Source organism: Alteromonas sp. a30 (genome assembly GCF_026788005.1).
Classification (GTDB): Bacteria; Pseudomonadota; Gammaproteobacteria; order Enterobacterales; family Alteromonadaceae; genus Paraneptunicella.
The window spans coordinates 1-16,169 of sequence record NZ_JABEPE010000035.1 but is presented as its reverse complement, the minus strand read 5'-3'; the positions used below and the strand labels follow the sequence as shown (position 1 = coordinate 16,169).

Genomic DNA, 16,169 nt, shown 5'->3' with positions numbered 1-16,169 from the left:
TTAGGCGCAAACCCTCAGCCGCAGGGAAGCGGCTGCGGAGCGTACATGGAAGTATTTACAGCGAGTTTGCGATAAATCTCTACCGGTGACTCTAAGTCGACGTCCATTTAAAAATCCGCTTGGCGTGTAAACGCTGCCTGCTTCACTTTCTCCAATGCGCTTTCGCAGCACTAGAGCACAAAGTCTCGTTGCTTTTCCATGCCCATCGCCAGTAGGAATGGATCGGCTTTTTGGCGAGCGATAAAGTCAGCTTTATCTTTTAAATCCTGCCAATTATGCATAATCAGGGTTTGCGCTATTGCTCCGCCTAATGTTGCCCCTGGCCCAAGCACAATGAGCTTATCAGGCGCAAATTCTTTAATACTGACTTCAATGGCTTTAGTGAAATCGTAAGTGCAATTAACTTGCGTGCCAAGCGTGTAATCATGCAGTTGTGTAACATCAGTGCTGTAGGGTTGCCAGATTTTCCCCGTGCCATCAATAAGCGGCAACTCAGGCGCCGAGAACAAGGACGCAGGCAGCACTTGCCGTGCTTTTACTGCAATCGCATCCAACATCGGCGTATGAAACGCCGCGTGGTTGAACAAGCGCATAGGGTATCGGTCTTCGAGTTTTGGCAGCAAAGTATCAAGCATCTTCAACGCTTTCTCATTGCCACCAAATACCATGTAGCCGCCTAATCGAATCGACTCATAAAGCTCAGCATCTGGGGTTTGGTTCACTGTCATTAAAGCATTTTGCACCTGCTCAACCAATTCAGCAGACACCTTCCACTGCTCATCCACAATCGGATAAATGCTCTGCCCGCCAATGGTGCCGCCCGCCATCATGGAGCCCATGGTATTGATAAGCTTAGCGGCATTCTGCTCGCTTAATGCACCAGCCACCGCCAAAGCGATGTACCACCCCATCGAATTTCCTGTAACGCCAACGATGTCGAAGGCTTCACGGTTAATCGACATAAAATCTGCTTTTGAGCAGGCGTAAATCAGCGATGCGGCGTTTTCTCCGGCGGTATGCTGACGCATGTTGTAGCTTTTCATGCTATCAAGCTCACGCACACTAATTTGCTTGTTGATTACACGTTCGGTATCAATCGCATCAAGAATGTGCAATTTATCGGCATGATAGCGTTGCAAATAGCCCAACTCATCTTTGTTGTATGTGCCTCGACCGGGGCAAATAACAAGCGCTGTTTGTTTTTGTTTAGGCATTTTCTACCTCCTTTGCGCCTTTCCCTGACTTAGCTTTGTCGCCTTTCACTAAGGCAGTTGCCGCTTCATAGATGCTCTCTTTCGAAGGCAATACGGTATAAGAGGCAGATCCCAAAGGTATGAAAGAATCCTCGGCGCATAAACGCGAAATGGCGCTAACCGGTGCGCTAATATGCTGTTGATGCTCAACTAGTGCAGCCAAAATAGCTTCACTGATTGAGCCCGTTTTACGACATTCATCAACAACAAGAATGTGCTTGCAGTCTTTTACCGCTTCCACCATCGCCTTTTCATTAAGCGGCGCTAACCAGCGCAAATCAATCACACGGGTTTTGATACCCGCGTCTGCCAGCATTTTTTCTGCCTGACGTGACAAATAATAGCCGTTTCCATAGGTGATGATCGCGAGCTCTTTGCCCTTGCCATACTGCCCTAGTTCACCGAGCTTAATCGGCTTGGCTTTAGCGGGTTCAACATAAGGGAAAGTCCATAAACCGTCGCCGGTTTCGTGTAAGTCTTTGGTCATGTACAGCGCAATGGGCTCTAAAAACACCACAACACGTTGTTCTTCTTGCGCTAAACGCACACATTCACGCAACATTTCTACGGCGTCGGCCCCATTTGAAGGATTAGCAACGATAATACCGGGAATATCACGAAATACTGCAAACGAGTTATCATTATGGAAATGCCCACCAAAACCTTTTTGATAGGCTAACCCAGCAATACGAATCACCATTGGGTTGGTGTATTGACCTCGAGAAAAGAACGACAAAGTTGCCGCTTCGCCTCGAATTTGATCTTCTGCATTGTGTACGTAAGCAAGGAATTGAATTTCGGGAATGGGCAATAAGCCGTTGTGTGCTAAACCAATGGCGAGACCAAGAATCGACTGCTCATCCAGCAAGGTATTGATAACACGCGGACTGCCGAACTTTTCAATCAAACGGCTGGTTACGTTATATACACCACCTTTACGACCAATGTCTTCACCACACATCACAATGTTGCCATTATCTGCCATGGCATCAATTAACGCCCAATTGATCAACTTCGCCAAATGTTGGGGTTTGTCTAAGTTGTGTTTTTCATGCTTAAACAGTTCAGCCCGGTCAATAGGGTTTGCTGGCTCAGGCAAATTCGGCGCTTGAGGTTGAGGCACTAAACTTTGCAATACATGTTCAGCTTGTTCCAAGCGCGGACGCTGACCAGCATAATCAGCAATACGTGCCACTTTCGCTTTCACACCCTGATACACATCCACCACTTGCTGCGGCGTTAGAATACCATTGTCGATTAAGATGCCAGCGGTGTGCAAAAGCGGATCTTTGCGCTCAATCGCCGCAATGGCTTGTGCATCACGATATACAAATTCGGAGTCGGAGCCAGCGTGCCCCAGCAAGCGCACAGTATGGAAATGCAAAAATACCGGCTTACGTGTTCTGCGCGCGTAACTCACCGCCTCTTGGGCCGTTTTATGGGTATCAAGTACATCCAATCCATTACAAGATAGGTACTTTAAGCCGGGTTTGTGTTGGAAGTTGGCTTTTATCCAACCGTTTGGCGTTGGCGTAGAGATACCAATACCGTTATCTTCGCAAATAAACACAATGGGCATAGGGGAGGATTGATAAGACGCCCACGCAGCAGCATTAATTGCTCCCTGCGCTGTGGAGTGATTTGCTGACGCATCACCAAAGTTACACACAATCACCGCATCGTCTTTCATAACAGGATTGGCATCAAGCTTATTCGCCAAACCAACGCTATAAGCCGCGCCCATGGCTTTGGGCAAATGCGAGGCAATGGTGCTGGTTTGCGGTGGAATGAATAAATCTTTACTGCCTAACACTTTATGTCGCCCACCTGAAACCGGATCTTCAGATGAAGCGGCAAAGGAAAGCAGCATGTCATACAAGGGCGTTTGTCCCGACACTTGCTTACTGCGTTGAATAACAAACGCGCCACTGCGGTAGTGCAAAAATGCCATATCATCGTGGCGAAATGCTTTAGCATAGGCTGCATTGCCTTCGTGCCCTGCACTGCCAATAGTGTAGAAGCTTTGGCCTTTTTTCTGCATCAAGCGGCTTTGCAGATCAAGGTGTCGACTCATAACCTGAGTCTCGAATAAATCCACCACTTCGGCGCTAGATAACCCCGCCGATTCTGGTGTTAACAAGCTGTCGATGGCGGGCAAATCACCCGCAAGCACCGATGAGACAAACTGTTCATCGATGCGTGTATTGCTATCTTTCATATCCCACTCTTCTTACTTGCGCGAAGGAACTGTTTAATCGTCCTGACCGAATTCCTCCCCAACAATAAGAATTCGTGACATGACACTAATGAAGGCGCTTTGCTCACCAATGAAGGGTCGGCCAAAGCAGCCTAAATTTATGAGAAAGCTTGAAGTCCGGTTTGAGCTCGACCCAGAATTAACGCATGAATGTCGTGCGTGCCTTCATAGGTGTTCACGGCTTCTAAGTTCATTACATGGCGAATAACGTGGAATTCATCAGCAATACCATTACCGCCGTGCATGTCGCGCGCGGTGCGAGCAATATCTAGCGCCTTACCACAAGAATTACGCTTGATAATAGAAATCGCCTCTGCTGCGAGCTTGCCTTCATCCATCAAGCGACCGGCTTGTAAACAAGCAAATAAACCTGTGGTGATTTCGGTTTGCATATCGGCGAGTTTCTTTTGAACTAGCTGAGTTGCCGCTAGTGGACGACCAAATTGTTCACGATCTAACGTGTATTGACGCGCTGCGTGCCAGCAAAATTCCGCCGAACCTAATGCGCCCCATGCAATGCCATAACGCGCTTTATTTAGGCAGCCAAACGGGCCTTTGATACCTTCAACATTGGGCAAGATGTTTTCTTCGGGTACGAATACGTTGTCCATGACGATTTCGCCAGTGATTGAAGCTCGTAATGAGAATTTACCTTCAATTTTAGGCGCACTTAAACCTTCCATGCCTTTATCTAGAATGAAGCCTCGCACTTTGCCTTCAAGCTTGCCCCACACCACAAATACATCTGCGATTGGTGAATTGGTGATCCACATTTTGTTGCCCGTCACTTTGTAGCCACCGTCCACTTTTTCAGCGCGGGTGCTCATGCTAGCCGGATCAGAACCTGAATTTGGTTCGGTTAAACCAAAGCAACCTACCCACTCACCAGACGCCAATTTAGGCAAGTATTTATTGCGCTGTTCTTCGCTGCCATATTCATAAATAGGATGCATCACTAATGATGACTGCACACTCATGGCGCTGCGATAGCCTGAATCGACACGTTCAACTTCACGGGCAATTAAGCCGTAAGCAACATGATTTACACCTGCACAGCCGTATTTTTCTGGCAGGGTACAACCAAGCAAGCCTAGCTCGCCCAGTTCATTCATAATTTCGCGATGGAAAATTTCGTTACGGTTAGCTTCAAGTACACGAGGGAAAAGTTGTTCCTGACAGTATTGATGTGCACTGTCTCGAATAAGACGTTCTTCTTCAGATAAAACGGAATCTAATAAAAGGGGATCTTGCCAATTGAATTCTGGACGATTACTAGCCATTTTTATTTTACCTTTCGTTATTAACCTTCGAATCATATTCCGATTGAACATCAACAAAAAATATTAAATATCTCTAATAGGTATAGAATTAAACTATTGCCAGAGTATTTTTTTCAGGACACATTATTTACGAATACAACTCGGGTCGTGTAAAGTTGCTGCGCCTTTTGGTTAAGTTGGCGAGCAGTATAAAACTACGGCGTTACTTTTTTGGAAGGACGGCCTGTTGAAAATCAAACCTGAAAAGAGATTAACAATAATGGATTTACGGGCATTACGGTATTTCACAGCAGTCTTCGAAACCGGAAGTATCAGCGCAGCATCAAAAGCATGCTTTATTGCACAACCCTCTATTTCATCTTCTCTGCAACAACTCGAAAACTCCCTCGGTAAACAACTTTTTAAACGCCATGCTAGAGGCGTCATCGCCACCGAAGCTGGACAACAACTTTATCCCGTTGCCAAGCAATTACTTGGTCAAGCCAATGCCATTAAAGACATGTTCAAACATTCTGATGCCAAAGAGCCATTTCGCTTGGGATTAACCAAAGGGTTAGGCGTGGCACGTATGAGCCTCCTGTTGAAACAGTTCACTGCTGCCAACAAAAACATGGAGCTAACACTTGTTCCTACCGAGGAAGAATGCGATGCCCGCATTATCAATAAAGCTGACCTAACGGATAAAGAACAATGGGTATCATTATGGCAAGAACGCTTTAGTTTAAGCATTCCGGTAAATCATCCTTTGAGTCTCAAAAAGAAAATAACGATTGACGACTTACAAGACGCAGCCTTTATTCAACGAACTCCATGTGAAGCTTGGAATATTCTTAAGAGTCGGCTGAACGAGGCTAATGTTAAACTCGACATTCGCGCAAAAATCCAAACGGTTGAATACGCTGTGGGGTTAGTGAAAGCAGGCGTGGGTTGCGCACTCATTCCTGACTACAGCGAAATTGGTGTAAGTGAAGAGTTAGTCTTTCGCTATATCGAAAATGTTGAACTCAGCCGCCACATCGGATTGGCCTACAAGGAAGCCTCTTCCTTTGTGAACTCCTTTATCGACATTCTCGCAACTCAGTCCTTCAACGCTTAAATAGCCGAACCTGAGCATTAACTGATGTGAATTATTGTAAAATGGGAAGTTTTACATATACTCACTAAACTGTAGGTTTTTAGGTGTGAATCATCGGTATATATTCACTTCAATGACCCAGTTTATTGGCTTGGCTTAATCAAGTCTGTGACTATTTTTTAAGGACAATGAGAAGGACATTATGGAAAACACACATTCAGATGATCAATCAAAAATTGCAACCGAACATTCTACTCCCGTCGACAATTTAGACTTTAATAAACTCAACTTTCATGGCAACGCAAAAGCATTTTTTAACATTTGGGTTGTTAATACCTTACTCACTATTTTGACGCTCGGGGTTTATTCAGCATGGGCTAAAGTGCGTACTAACCGATATATCTATTCCAACACTGAATTGGATGGACACCGCTTTTCGTACCTAGCACAACCCATACAAATTTTGAAAGGGCGCATCGTTGCCGCGCTTCTCATTGGTTTGTACTTTTTACTCTCAAGCATCAGCCCCTTTGGCGCAATCTTTTTAGGTCTAGTGGTTTTATCACTTACTCCTATTTTGGTTGTCCTTGGCATGCGCTTTAATATGCGTATGACGGCTTATCGAAATGTCAGATTTGGCTTTAAAGGCCGCTTCGCTAGAGCGTTTAAAGTGTATGCGCTATTTCCGCTTCTTTCCATTTTCACCCTCAACCTTGCCTTTCCTTGGGTATTGAAAAAAATGGATGAATTCAAGTTTACTCACATCACTTTTGGTCAAAAACAATTTGAGGGTGAAATAGAAACCTCAATCTATTATCTCGCCACCTTTATGGGTGCTTTTGTGGCTTTACCTGTACTGGTATTACTCGGTTTATTATCGGCAATAAGCGGCAACGCAGGAACATCAGTATTAGGCGAGAGCTTTACCTTAATTTCAGTCTTCTTATTCTTGTTGTACATTGTCGTGATTTTGGTTTCAAATACCGCTTTTCAGGTCGTAGTAAGAAACCATGTGTTCTCTCGTGTGACATTACCGGAAGTTGCTCATATGCACTCCGACATCAGCTTTTCCGGCTTAGTTACGCTTAAGTTAACTAACTTTCTCGCCATAATTTGCTCTTTAGGACTTGCCATCCCATGGGCCAAAATTCGTAGCGTGAAATACTTCGCGGAACATACGCTCGTAGCCACCTTACCCAATGCTGACGAAGTGTTAGAACAATTTCAAGATGACACAAACGCGATCGCAGAAGAAGCCGCTGATTTACTCGATATTGATTTATCGTTAGGGTAACGCCATGAGTAAAGGGCAGCTATATTTAGCGGGAAAATCAACTTGCATACCGGTTTCCTTGGTAATTGAAGACGGTACATTGTTTATCTATCAGCAAGATACACAAGCCTTCATGAGTGCGGTAAAAATAAATGAAGTAGAATCACCTTCAAGGCTAGCTGGTGTTCCCCGTGAAATTAAACTGCCCGATGGCGCGTTACTCTCGGTATTAGAGCAAGGCGAAGTTGATGATTGGCTCGATGGAGAGCCGCGCCACAGCGTATTTAAGCTGGAAAAAAGCAACATTGTTGTAGTGCTAAGTTTGCTCGCTATTCCACTAACGCTAATAGCAACATTCAAATACCTGATCCCGGCACTGGCCATTACCTTCGCTAATTGGGTCCCCGATTCAGCAGTGAAAATCGCTTCTCAACATACACTCTATCTCTTGGATAAAAGCACTCTGGAACCAAGTGAGCTGAAACCTGAAACGCAAGAAACATACATTGCTCAATGGCAAACGCTCATCGAAAAACTTAATCTTGATTCAACACGATTTAATATTCAATTTCGTCACGCACAGGAAATGGGGCCAAATGCTTTCGCTCTACCCGATGGCACAATGATCATTACTGATGAACTTGTGACGTTAGTGAACCATGATATGAACCTACTAACCGCAATTTTGCTCCATGAAATTGGTCATGTTGAACACAAGCATTCCATGCGATTAATTGCCAAAACCCTTGGCTCTTCACTGATAATTAATTTTATATTTGGTGATGTTAGCGCATTAATAGAAGCATTCGGCGGATTTTCATCAACCGTTATCCAGAATCAATTCTCGCGGGAATTAGAGTGGGAAGCAGATAACTACGCCATTACCAATTTAGAGCAACTTGGGATGGATAAAGAAAACTTTGCACTCGCTATGGAGTCCTTAGCTGATCTTATTGGGGAGCAAAGTGGCTTTGAACAATTACTGAGTTCTCACCCTGCCATTCAAGAACGAATCGAGAATGCGAGAACCAGTAAATGAGCCGTTACTGATTCTCGATCAAGGTTTCATATAGAAATGAATCTTTTGAAATGTACTTGACCTTATGAGCAAAAAAGTAGTCATAAAAATCAGACAATTGACTCACTTGAATTCCAATATGCGTAGCGGTTTCAGCGGCCACTTTATTTTGAAAGCGTAGCAACGACTGTTCTAGTTCTTCCGAATAACCAACGGATTGAAGCTGATGCAGCAAGTCTTCTAACTCTGCCCAATACAAACCCCACTTACCTTGCTTCAGCTCAGACTTCTCAATCACTTCAACATATTTTGTAGCAGCCTTGTGAAACAAAGCCTGATCGACTTGATGCTCTCTGTTGTTGGCACTACTCGTTGAATAGTTCTCTATTGACTCTGAATGCGCCAGAGCAGGAGCAGAAAGGCCAAGACCTAACATGCCAAAAACGACGCCAAAAACGGCTGCATGAATTCTTTTAAACATGGTTTGAGTTTCCATTATTTCCACATCTAGAAATGTAGAACGACATAACCAAAAGAGAAAGCCACAGCACCATACTAAGGTATATAACTCGATAACAAAATAGCCATCTTATTGTTTTTAATTGACTTTAATTTACAAAAATAAACAATAAAATATCTTCGACTAGAGAATTAAATTTCACTACCATTAGCAGAATACGCCGTATTAACTGCCTTTCGGGGCAGATAACCTACCCCGACAAAAAAGTATGAACTTAGAATTTAATGACAACTCTTACTTCCGGGCTAACATCAGACTCATTGATATAGCCAATTGCATTCGGTTCAGACTTTACAAAGTTAATCATATCCTGCGGGTTTGCTGCGATTGTTGGTGGTATCCCTTGACCAGTAAACACTAACTTTGCCCACAAAGCCTGAATTTGAGCCGGGTCACGATTCAACAACCCTTTGTCGAATTGGTGACGTAATGCATTATTTGACTCATAGTTCATCGCTTTTGTCGGCTTCCCATTTGGAAACTGACCACTTTTGCCCATGTAAATTCGGCGTACATCGGACTTAGCCATCACCACATCATTACTTGAATTAACAATAACAACGATGTCTGCCCAAGCTGACTTAAAAACAGCAATCGATAACGCTGCTAACAACAATAGTTTTTTCATTATTATTTAGCCTTAGAAAATGAAATCAAAAGAAACCGTGGTCACATAAACATTTCTGTTTTGTGTGGAAAGCAAAGGACCATCAACGAGCAAACCGCTACCGTTATTGCCTCGGCCATCGTGCTCAAGTGGGCGAAATTTATCGACTTGAAGTTTTAACGCCATGTTTGGTGCAAAGTCATAACGCACACCGGCTGTAATGGTGTTTTGCTTATTACTGGTAAAGCTATACTCCGACACTTGGAATCTGTCGGTTTGAAGCAAACCAGAAGCTTCGACACCTGCATCAACTGCGGCTTTATATTCTGGCGTTAACTCAAAATATTTTGTTTCCTTAAGCGTTTTACCGAATGAATAACTCACATAAGGAGAAAACTCACCAATGCGCATGCCCAACGTCATATAAGCGCCTATCGCATTGGATAACACTGAGGCAGAATGGCGATACATAAACTCACCTTGAGCGAAGTATTTACCATCGTCATAGACAACGGCAGCATTCGCCAAATCAAAGGGACGGTGAGAGCGTTTAACATAATCCATGTTGTCACGTAAGTTAGTGATAACATCGCCACAAGTCACACCCTCATCAGCAAACAGGCAAGATTCATCAGGATTAACTGTATAGCCCAACCCGTCTGCTGTAACGACCATAAATAAATTCGGATCAGGAATGATACCTTCTGCATTTCGACTGGAATGATCCGCATCCATATACGCTAAACGGAAGGTCCACGCATCATAAGATAAAGTACCAACAAGACCCGCCATATGATGAAATTTAATGTCTCCACCACTCGGAAAATCTAATGTATAACCTCCCAAATAAGCTTGGATTTTATAATCAAAATCACCGATATAACCGCGATAAGTAACATCAATTCCATCGATATTATTAATCGTAGCTTGGCTGTAAATATCAATAGGTGGTCTGACCCATATATTTGAAAAATTCACATTCCTATTATCTGAAGATAAAAATACAGGAGAAATAAAACGGCCTAATCTAAATGAAAGATTTGGCTTCGGGCTATATTTAATATATGCCCAGTCAATTTGAGGATCGAAATTATTATTTTCGTTTCTTCTCGACAATAACTGCAAAACTGTCGACCACTCATCATTAATTTTGTACTGACCTTGAAGCCCTAGAACTGTATCGTTATCGAACTCCCAGTCATCGGACGCGCCGTCCGGTAATCTATTGTTTTGTATGAATTCAACGTCGGCATTATTGGTTTTAACAGCGCTTAAAGTACCAAAACCCGATACTTTGAAGTCCGATGCTAAGGAAACGCTACTGCATAAAGCAAGTAAGCATGCGGATATATATTTCATTTTTACCTCAAATACAGTTAACACATGTATTGGTTGTGTGTTTCAAAAATAAATCTCTGCCTTTTTGCTTTTTTATTTAAAAAAATTCAAATTAATGACCAAGTATTCATCATTAAATTAAGCAGGAATTTCAAACTAAAAATTGAGGGTAAAATAAAAAATATGATCACCCTCAAAAAAGAAGGCGCGCATTTTATGAGCGTAAAAAATCAAAGTCACTTTTTATTTTTTTGATAAATTGTCGCATTTACATTTATTTAAAATATCAAATTAGCTAAGTCATTGATCTTTTATTTTCTGCGGGTAGTTACAAACACATACATTAGATAAACTAATCCATACAATAAAAATATCTCTTGAGATATAAGATGACATACGTAATCAAAAAGCATAAAAAATGGAAATATCCAGCACTAAAGTATTATGGAGCAGGTGCTTTTAGGTCAGGTATAAAGGCAGTCGGATAATTTTAACACCCTAATGAAAGGCGAGATAATGAAACTCATAGGTAAATATTCTGCCTTATCGGTTGCTGCTGCACTTGCATCGATGAGCACTCCCGTTCTAGCCCAAACTGACCAAGCCGGCGTGGAAAAAATACGTGTAACAGGCAGTTATGTCAGAGGTTCGGAAACCTCTGAAGCCAATCCTGTTTCTGTTTTCGACACCAGCGATATTAAAAATTTAGGCGCGGCTGACGTTTCTGAAATTATCGCGCAAATTTCTGTCAGTAGCGGTGCGGAAAACAGACCCGACACCTTCACCAGCTTCTACAGCCAAGGCACATCTAACGTTAATTTACGCGGCTTAGGACTATCGTCCACCCTAGTTTTAATCAACGGTAAACGCCAAACCATCAGTGGAGCCAAAGCCCAAGATGGCAGCGTTTTTGTTGATACTGGCTCTATTCCAGCCATTGCACTTCAGCAAATCGATATTTTAAAGGAGGGGGCTGCTGCAACTTATGGCTCAGATGCGGTTGCAGGAGTGGTGAACTTTACCACGCGAAAATCGTTTGATGGGGTACGTGTTGAAGGCTCATGGCAAACCACCACCGACGATAGCCAAATCGACAGAAACCTCAGCATTTTAGGAGGCTTCGACATTGGTAACGACACACACATTGTATTGGCTGGTACGGTTTTACGCCGTGGCGCACTCAACTCAAGAGAACGTCCAGACTTAGTCAATCGCGCGTTTAGTAGTTTAGGGTCGAGCTTTTCAGTATCCGAAGATGTTGTGGTTGCTGATGGTCCCTACGCTGGCAGTTATGTAGCGGGCGAAAACGTTGCGGCCCCAAATTGTAGCGCGTTTGGTGGTACATTGGCAGCGCAACCAAATGGCGAGCGTTGTACATATCAATACGGTGTTCACTACAACGTGGTTAATGAGGAAGAGCGCGAACAAGTGTACGCTTCACTCAATAGCGAATTTAGCGATATGACACTCACCGTCACAGGCATGTACACTCAGTACGATGTTATCGATAACCCTACGCCGCCGTCGTTCCCTAACTTAACCTTCCCAACGATTTCAGGCGACCATCCCGATAACCCATTTGGCGTTGATGTTACTTATCTCGGACGACCGTACCCGTTCTTGTCTCGCGAATCCTCACTTCCGGCACCAAGGGAAAATGACACCTTCCGCTTAGAAGCGGAATTAAGCGGAGTCGTAGCAGACTACGACTGGAAAACGTCCATCGCCTACAGCGCCAATGATTACTCCATTACTCAGCCTGACTTATCGCCCACTCTCTTAGATTTAGCCATTGCAGGATTTGGCGGTGAGAGCGGTAATTTACGCTACAATCCTTTCGACCCGCTGGATGAAGATAATCTGCTCATTCAAGATTGGGCTGCAACTGCTTTTTCGTCGGAAACGTCTACCAGCTTGATTGTTTGGGACGGTGTTATCAGTGGCGATTTGATGGATTTAAGCGCAGGCACGGCTAGCTTTGCGGTTGGCGCTCAAATCCGTCACGAATCTTACGAAGTGAAACCGGATGATGTTTCTGAAATCGTGATTGATGAAAACGGTGTGCAATTACCAAACGACTTTTTGTTCTTGGGTGGAGTGAACGCAGTTGATGAATCTCGCAATTCTTACGCGATATTCGCAGAAGCCGAATTTCCGCTTGCCGACGGTTTGGATTTAAACACCGCGGTGCGTTACGAAGAACTTGATACCGCAAGCAGCTTCGATCCCAAAATCGCTTTACGCTATAAACTCACGGACGGGTTGTTGCTCCGCGCTTCCGCCAGCACCTCATTCCGTGAACCATCACTTGCCCAGTTCTATGCGAAAAACGTAAATACACGCGGTATTCAAGATTTTGTCCTCGACGCAAATGGCGATTTTGTACGCGATGAAAATGGCCAAATTATCCCTCGTGGCAGCACGTTGTTCGTGCGTGAAACTCAAAACGGTAGCTTGGAACTCTCACCTGAAGAAGCCACAAACTACAATTTTGGTGTTGTGTGGAATGGCGATCGCTTACAAACTCGTTTGGACTATTGGCGTGTGGATTACGAGGATGTTATTACCATTGAAGACGCTAACGGTAAGCTTCAGTCAGACCCTGACGGTGTCGACATTATTCGTCTTGACCCAAGCGACCCAACCAGTGAACTCACAGGTGTTATCACTAACTATTTTAATGCTGAAACTATTGATGCCAGCGGTGTGGATTTTGAAGCCAGCTATCAATGGCAATTAGGCAACGGTGATTTGGAATTAAAAACCAGCGTGGCGCACATTTTGGAATACGAGATTCCGTTGAATGGTGTGACAACCGATGTGTCCGGCTTGTTTAATCACAATAATTTCGCTCGCTCTATGCCGGAAACGAAAGGGAATATTTCGGTACAGTGGAAGAACGATCAACACAGTATTTATGCGCGTTTAAACTTTGTTTCCAGCTACGAGAATACGCGTGTGGTGCCTGAATCTACAGGGTTAACAACGCATATTGAAAGCTATGCGCCAGTGGATATTCAGTATCGTTATAATATGGAAATTGGCGAGGGTTTGGCAGAATTTACCTTAGGTGTGATTAACGTTTTCGACGAGGATCCACCTGAGGTTTATGATGCGGCTAACTTTAGTTATGACCCGAAGCATCATGACCCACGAGGCCGTTTGATTTATGCGCGTGCCGCGTATACGTTTTAGGGTTTTGTTGTATTGAATGGCCTAAAGTAAAACGGGCTTTTCACGGATGATGAGTCTGAGTGGGCGATTTTTTAGAAGCACGATTCCTTGAGCCACACAATGGAAGCGGGTTTGATATAAACCTTCTCAAGCTCTCATTGATTTTCTTCAAGCGTGGCGAACACTCAGATTTCACTACGCTTAATAGATCAAAGACCTGAACTTATCGTCCAGGTCTTTTTCATCATTTCAACTAATATTGAAAAAAGTGCAGTTGAACGAACTTATCAACTTATCTTACTGCTATACCCTGAGGTACCACTTGATTGCCTTTTTCATCAGTTAAGTTTAACGGGGCTGACTTACCACGTAGAGTTAAGGTTCCATTGGTTGGATCAACATCAAAATGAGAAATTGATCCCCCTTGAGAATTGATCACAAACATAGAGCGACCATCTGGTGTCATAGTTGCATCTATTGGGAAAGAGCCATTTAAGTCCGCGCTCACTTCCTTCACCAAACTTAACTGACCATTTCTTGCCATCTCGTAGGTGCTAATGGTACTGCTTCCTGTATTGATCATATAAGCAAATCTATCGCCGTTCGATACTATCCAGCAGCTAGCGACGCCGTTTGTAGGTAATGCAGATGTGACGTTTCTCAAGTTGAGATCACTGATCTCATAAGAGGAGATAAATCCAGTCAGATCCGGTGCTACTTCAGCCACAACAAGGGCACCATTATCAGAAATAATGAAATCAAAAGGAATTATCCCAGCAGTAGGAGAGGATGTAGCATAGTATGACGGCGTACCGTTGTTCAACACGCTGTAAGTCAACAACTCCTGACCACCACCGTTAGTGATAATCAAACGTCTTTCATCATTATCAAAACTTACTTGTCCTGGCGTTAACGGAACCTCTGCTGCGTTCGGAAAAACAGGATTATTCAGACCAAGCTTACGAGCAGAATTTGGTAGATAGGTTAAGTCACCCTTTTCCCCGATGGTATAACCTGCGATGCTGCCGGAACCGCCTGCGTTTAGCACATAAACAAGCTCGCCGTCAGTAGTTAAACTAACTGGAAACTCTCCCAGTGAATCAACTACTTGAATCAACTGTAAGCCACCTTTTTCGTTTACATGGAAGACTGAGATATCTCCTGAACCTGGATTAACTGCATAAAGTGAATTTTTGTCTTCACTCAGAATGACTGAATTCTGAGAGCCCATGGGATCAATTAAGGGAACCTCATCAAAAAGGTTGTCATCATTATTTCCCACACCAGCGCCACCCGTTTTGAGCCTTTGGCTCAATGCCAGTGAACCATCTGTTCTTGTATGGTAAACAATCATTGAATTAACAGGCGATTCGTTGGTCATCAAGTAAACGGCTTGGGGCAGGGTGCTGAGTTCGGCGCTAAGTTCGTCGTTAGTGTTTGCGCTAGCAGAAGCTGAGCTCAAACCACCTAGTGCAACCGTGTATAAGAGAAAAGGCTTTAATAATTTTTGCATCAAAAATCTCCAGAAGGTCATTAATTTAATTAGTATTTTCTCCTTTATTTACTGACTCAATTCCCCTATCGTTCAAAGCAGCGCAGTTAATCAGCTAACTTTGTCACTAACATAGACCTTTGGATGCCTAATTTTATTCCCTAACAAAAATCCAGAATAGTTAAATTTATTTCACAGCACCATCCAGCATAACTATAGCTTATTGTATTTGTTTGATTTTCTTTAAATTTATATAATGGATAAAAATTTATATCTCAAGCTCACCAATTTAACAGGCAATGTTTAGAAATCTTGAATCGGTATATAACCTTTCAAAGCCTTAGAAAAAACCGCTAACACCAAAGCAGACAAACTATCAAGATCAAGAGAATATCTATACAATACAGTGCATTATCTATTATTTACCGCTACTCCTAGACTCTTTATCTTGGAGCGTTTTAAAGGGCATTTCACTGATTGCTTCTGATAAAAACCCTTTATATGGATTTTCTTTTTACCTTTTGTTACATACTTAATTATCTGATTGTTTCAATTTACGTTCCCGCGAAGGAGTGACTGTTTTTCTGCAAGTTTTAACTGGCAAGGGGAGAAAATAGATTTTGATCTAACCTCCTAGGGATTCATGCGAACCAAGGGTTAGCGCTGATCTCGAAAAAAGGATTGGAGCAAGGTAAAGCTTCGCACAAAATCTAGTTGCATTGTGCTAAGTGGTGCTTCTGCGCTAAGTGGTGCTTCTGCGCTAAGTGGTGCTTCTGCGCTAAGTGGTGCTTCTGCGCTAAGTGGTGCTTCTGCGCTAAGTGGTGCTTCTGCGCTAAGTGGTGCTTCTGCGCTAAGTGGTGCTTCTGCGCTAAGTGGTGCTTC

General features: G+C 43.4%; 12 protein-coding genes. 4 read left to right on the top strand and 8 right to left on the bottom strand.

Going from position 1 to position 16,169, the window contains the following annotated elements; genetic code table 11:
- Positions 1 to 170: 170 nt before the first annotated feature.
- The 3 genes from HJG39_RS18330 to HJG39_RS18320 form a co-directional block, all read right to left on the bottom strand.
- On the bottom strand, positions 171 to 1,214 hold the full coding sequence (locus HJG39_RS18330) for an ACP S-malonyltransferase (protein WP_268411747.1): 1,044 nt from the start codon (positions 1,212 to 1,214) through the stop codon (positions 171 to 173).
- Positions 1,207 to 3,471 carry a dehydrogenase E1 component subunit alpha/beta gene (locus tag HJG39_RS18325; RefSeq protein WP_268411744.1) on the bottom strand — a complete coding sequence of 755 codons (2,265 nt, stop codon included), beginning with the start codon at positions 3,469 to 3,471 and terminating at the stop codon, positions 1,207 to 1,209. The genes HJG39_RS18330 and HJG39_RS18325 overlap by 8 nt, the downstream gene beginning before the upstream one ends.
- Before the next feature lie 137 nt (positions 3,472 to 3,608).
- On the bottom strand, positions 3,609 to 4,790 hold the full coding sequence (locus HJG39_RS18320) for an acyl-CoA dehydrogenase (RefSeq protein ID WP_268411743.1): 1,182 nt from the start codon (positions 4,788 to 4,790) through the stop codon (positions 3,609 to 3,611).
- 259 nt (positions 4,791 to 5,049) lie between these two features.
- Between HJG39_RS18320 and HJG39_RS18315 the strand changes: the two genes are divergently transcribed.
- The 3 genes from HJG39_RS18315 (at position 5,050) to HJG39_RS18305 (ending at position 8,177) form a co-directional block, all read left to right on the top strand.
- Positions 5,050 to 5,886, top strand: a complete 837-nt coding sequence (locus HJG39_RS18315; protein WP_268411741.1) for a LysR family transcriptional regulator — start codon at positions 5,050 to 5,052, stop codon at positions 5,884 to 5,886.
- 181 nt (positions 5,887 to 6,067) lie between these two features.
- Complete coding sequence (locus tag HJG39_RS18310; protein ID WP_268411739.1) at positions 6,068 to 7,159, top strand: YjgN family protein; 1,092 nt, start codon at positions 6,068 to 6,070, stop codon at positions 7,157 to 7,159.
- 4 nt (positions 7,160 to 7,163) lie between these two features.
- The gene (locus HJG39_RS18305) at positions 7,164 to 8,177 is read left to right on the top strand and encodes a M48 family metallopeptidase (RefSeq protein ID WP_268411737.1); all 1,014 of its coding nucleotides are present in this window, start codon (positions 7,164 to 7,166) and stop codon (positions 8,175 to 8,177) included.
- 4 nt (positions 8,178 to 8,181) lie between these two features.
- Here the strand turns inward: HJG39_RS18305 and HJG39_RS18300 are convergent, their stop codons facing one another.
- The 3 genes from HJG39_RS18300 to HJG39_RS18290 all read right to left on the bottom strand — a co-directional run bounded on the left by HJG39_RS18300 (position 8,182) and on the right by HJG39_RS18290 (position 10,642).
- On the bottom strand, positions 8,182 to 8,637 hold the full coding sequence (locus tag HJG39_RS18300) for a hypothetical protein (RefSeq protein WP_268411736.1): 456 nt from the start codon (positions 8,635 to 8,637) through the stop codon (positions 8,182 to 8,184).
- 253 nt (positions 8,638 to 8,890) lie between these two features.
- A complete protein-coding gene (locus tag HJG39_RS18295) occupies positions 8,891 to 9,304 on the bottom strand; it encodes a phosphate ABC transporter substrate-binding protein (protein ID WP_268411734.1) in 414 nt (137 codons plus the stop codon).
- A gap of 12 nt (positions 9,305 to 9,316) precedes the next feature.
- Entirely contained in the window at positions 9,317 to 10,642 is a 1,326-nt protein-coding gene (locus tag HJG39_RS18290) for a porin (protein WP_268411733.1), read from the bottom strand.
- 495 nt (positions 10,643 to 11,137) lie between these two features.
- Here HJG39_RS18290 and HJG39_RS18285 point away from each other — a divergent pair, with 495 nt between their 5' ends.
- Positions 11,138 to 13,816, top strand: a complete 2,679-nt coding sequence (locus HJG39_RS18285) for a TonB-dependent receptor domain-containing protein (RefSeq protein WP_268411731.1) — start codon at positions 11,138 to 11,140, stop codon at positions 13,814 to 13,816.
- Positions 13,817 to 14,087: 271 nt separating this feature from the next.
- Here HJG39_RS18285 and HJG39_RS18280 read toward each other — a convergent pair whose 3' ends face one another.
- Both HJG39_RS18280 and HJG39_RS18275 read right to left on the bottom strand, forming a co-directional pair.
- Positions 14,088 to 15,308 (bottom strand): lactonase family protein, encoded by a 1,221-nt coding sequence (locus tag HJG39_RS18280; RefSeq protein ID WP_268411729.1) that lies wholly within the window; start codon positions 15,306 to 15,308, stop codon positions 14,088 to 14,090.
- A gap of 636 nt (positions 15,309 to 15,944) precedes the next feature.
- On the bottom strand, positions 15,945 to 16,169 hold a 225-nt coding region (locus HJG39_RS18275), incomplete at its 5' end, for a hypothetical protein (RefSeq protein ID WP_268411727.1).

Coding starts and splice junctions, on each gene's coding strand:
- HJG39_RS18310 (WP_268411739.1), top strand. CDS start 6,068: ATGGAAAACACACATTCAGATGATCAATCAAAAATTGCAACCGAACAT.
- HJG39_RS18295 (WP_268411734.1), bottom strand. CDS start 9,304: ATGAAAAAACTATTGTTGTTAGCAGCGTTATCGATTGCTGTTTTTAAG.
- HJG39_RS18315 (WP_268411741.1), top strand. CDS start 5,050: ATGGATTTACGGGCATTACGGTATTTCACAGCAGTCTTCGAAACCGGA.
- HJG39_RS18320 (WP_268411743.1), bottom strand. CDS start 4,790: ATGGCTAGTAATCGTCCAGAATTCAATTGGCAAGATCCCCTTTTATTA.
- HJG39_RS18330 (WP_268411747.1), bottom strand. CDS start 1,214: ATGCCTAAACAAAAACAAACAGCGCTTGTTATTTGCCCCGGTCGAGGC.
- HJG39_RS18285 (WP_268411731.1), top strand. CDS start 11,138: ATGAAACTCATAGGTAAATATTCTGCCTTATCGGTTGCTGCTGCACTT.
- HJG39_RS18305 (WP_268411737.1), top strand. CDS start 7,164: ATGAGTAAAGGGCAGCTATATTTAGCGGGAAAATCAACTTGCATACCG.
- HJG39_RS18325 (WP_268411744.1), bottom strand. CDS start 3,471: ATGAAAGATAGCAATACACGCATCGATGAACAGTTTGTCTCATCGGTG.
- HJG39_RS18280 (WP_268411729.1), bottom strand. CDS start 15,308: ATGCAAAAATTATTAAAGCCTTTTCTCTTATACACGGTTGCACTAGGT.
- HJG39_RS18290 (WP_268411733.1), bottom strand. CDS start 10,642: ATGAAATATATATCCGCATGCTTACTTGCTTTATGCAGTAGCGTTTCC.
- HJG39_RS18300 (WP_268411736.1), bottom strand. CDS start 8,637: ATGTTTAAAAGAATTCATGCAGCCGTTTTTGGCGTCGTTTTTGGCATG.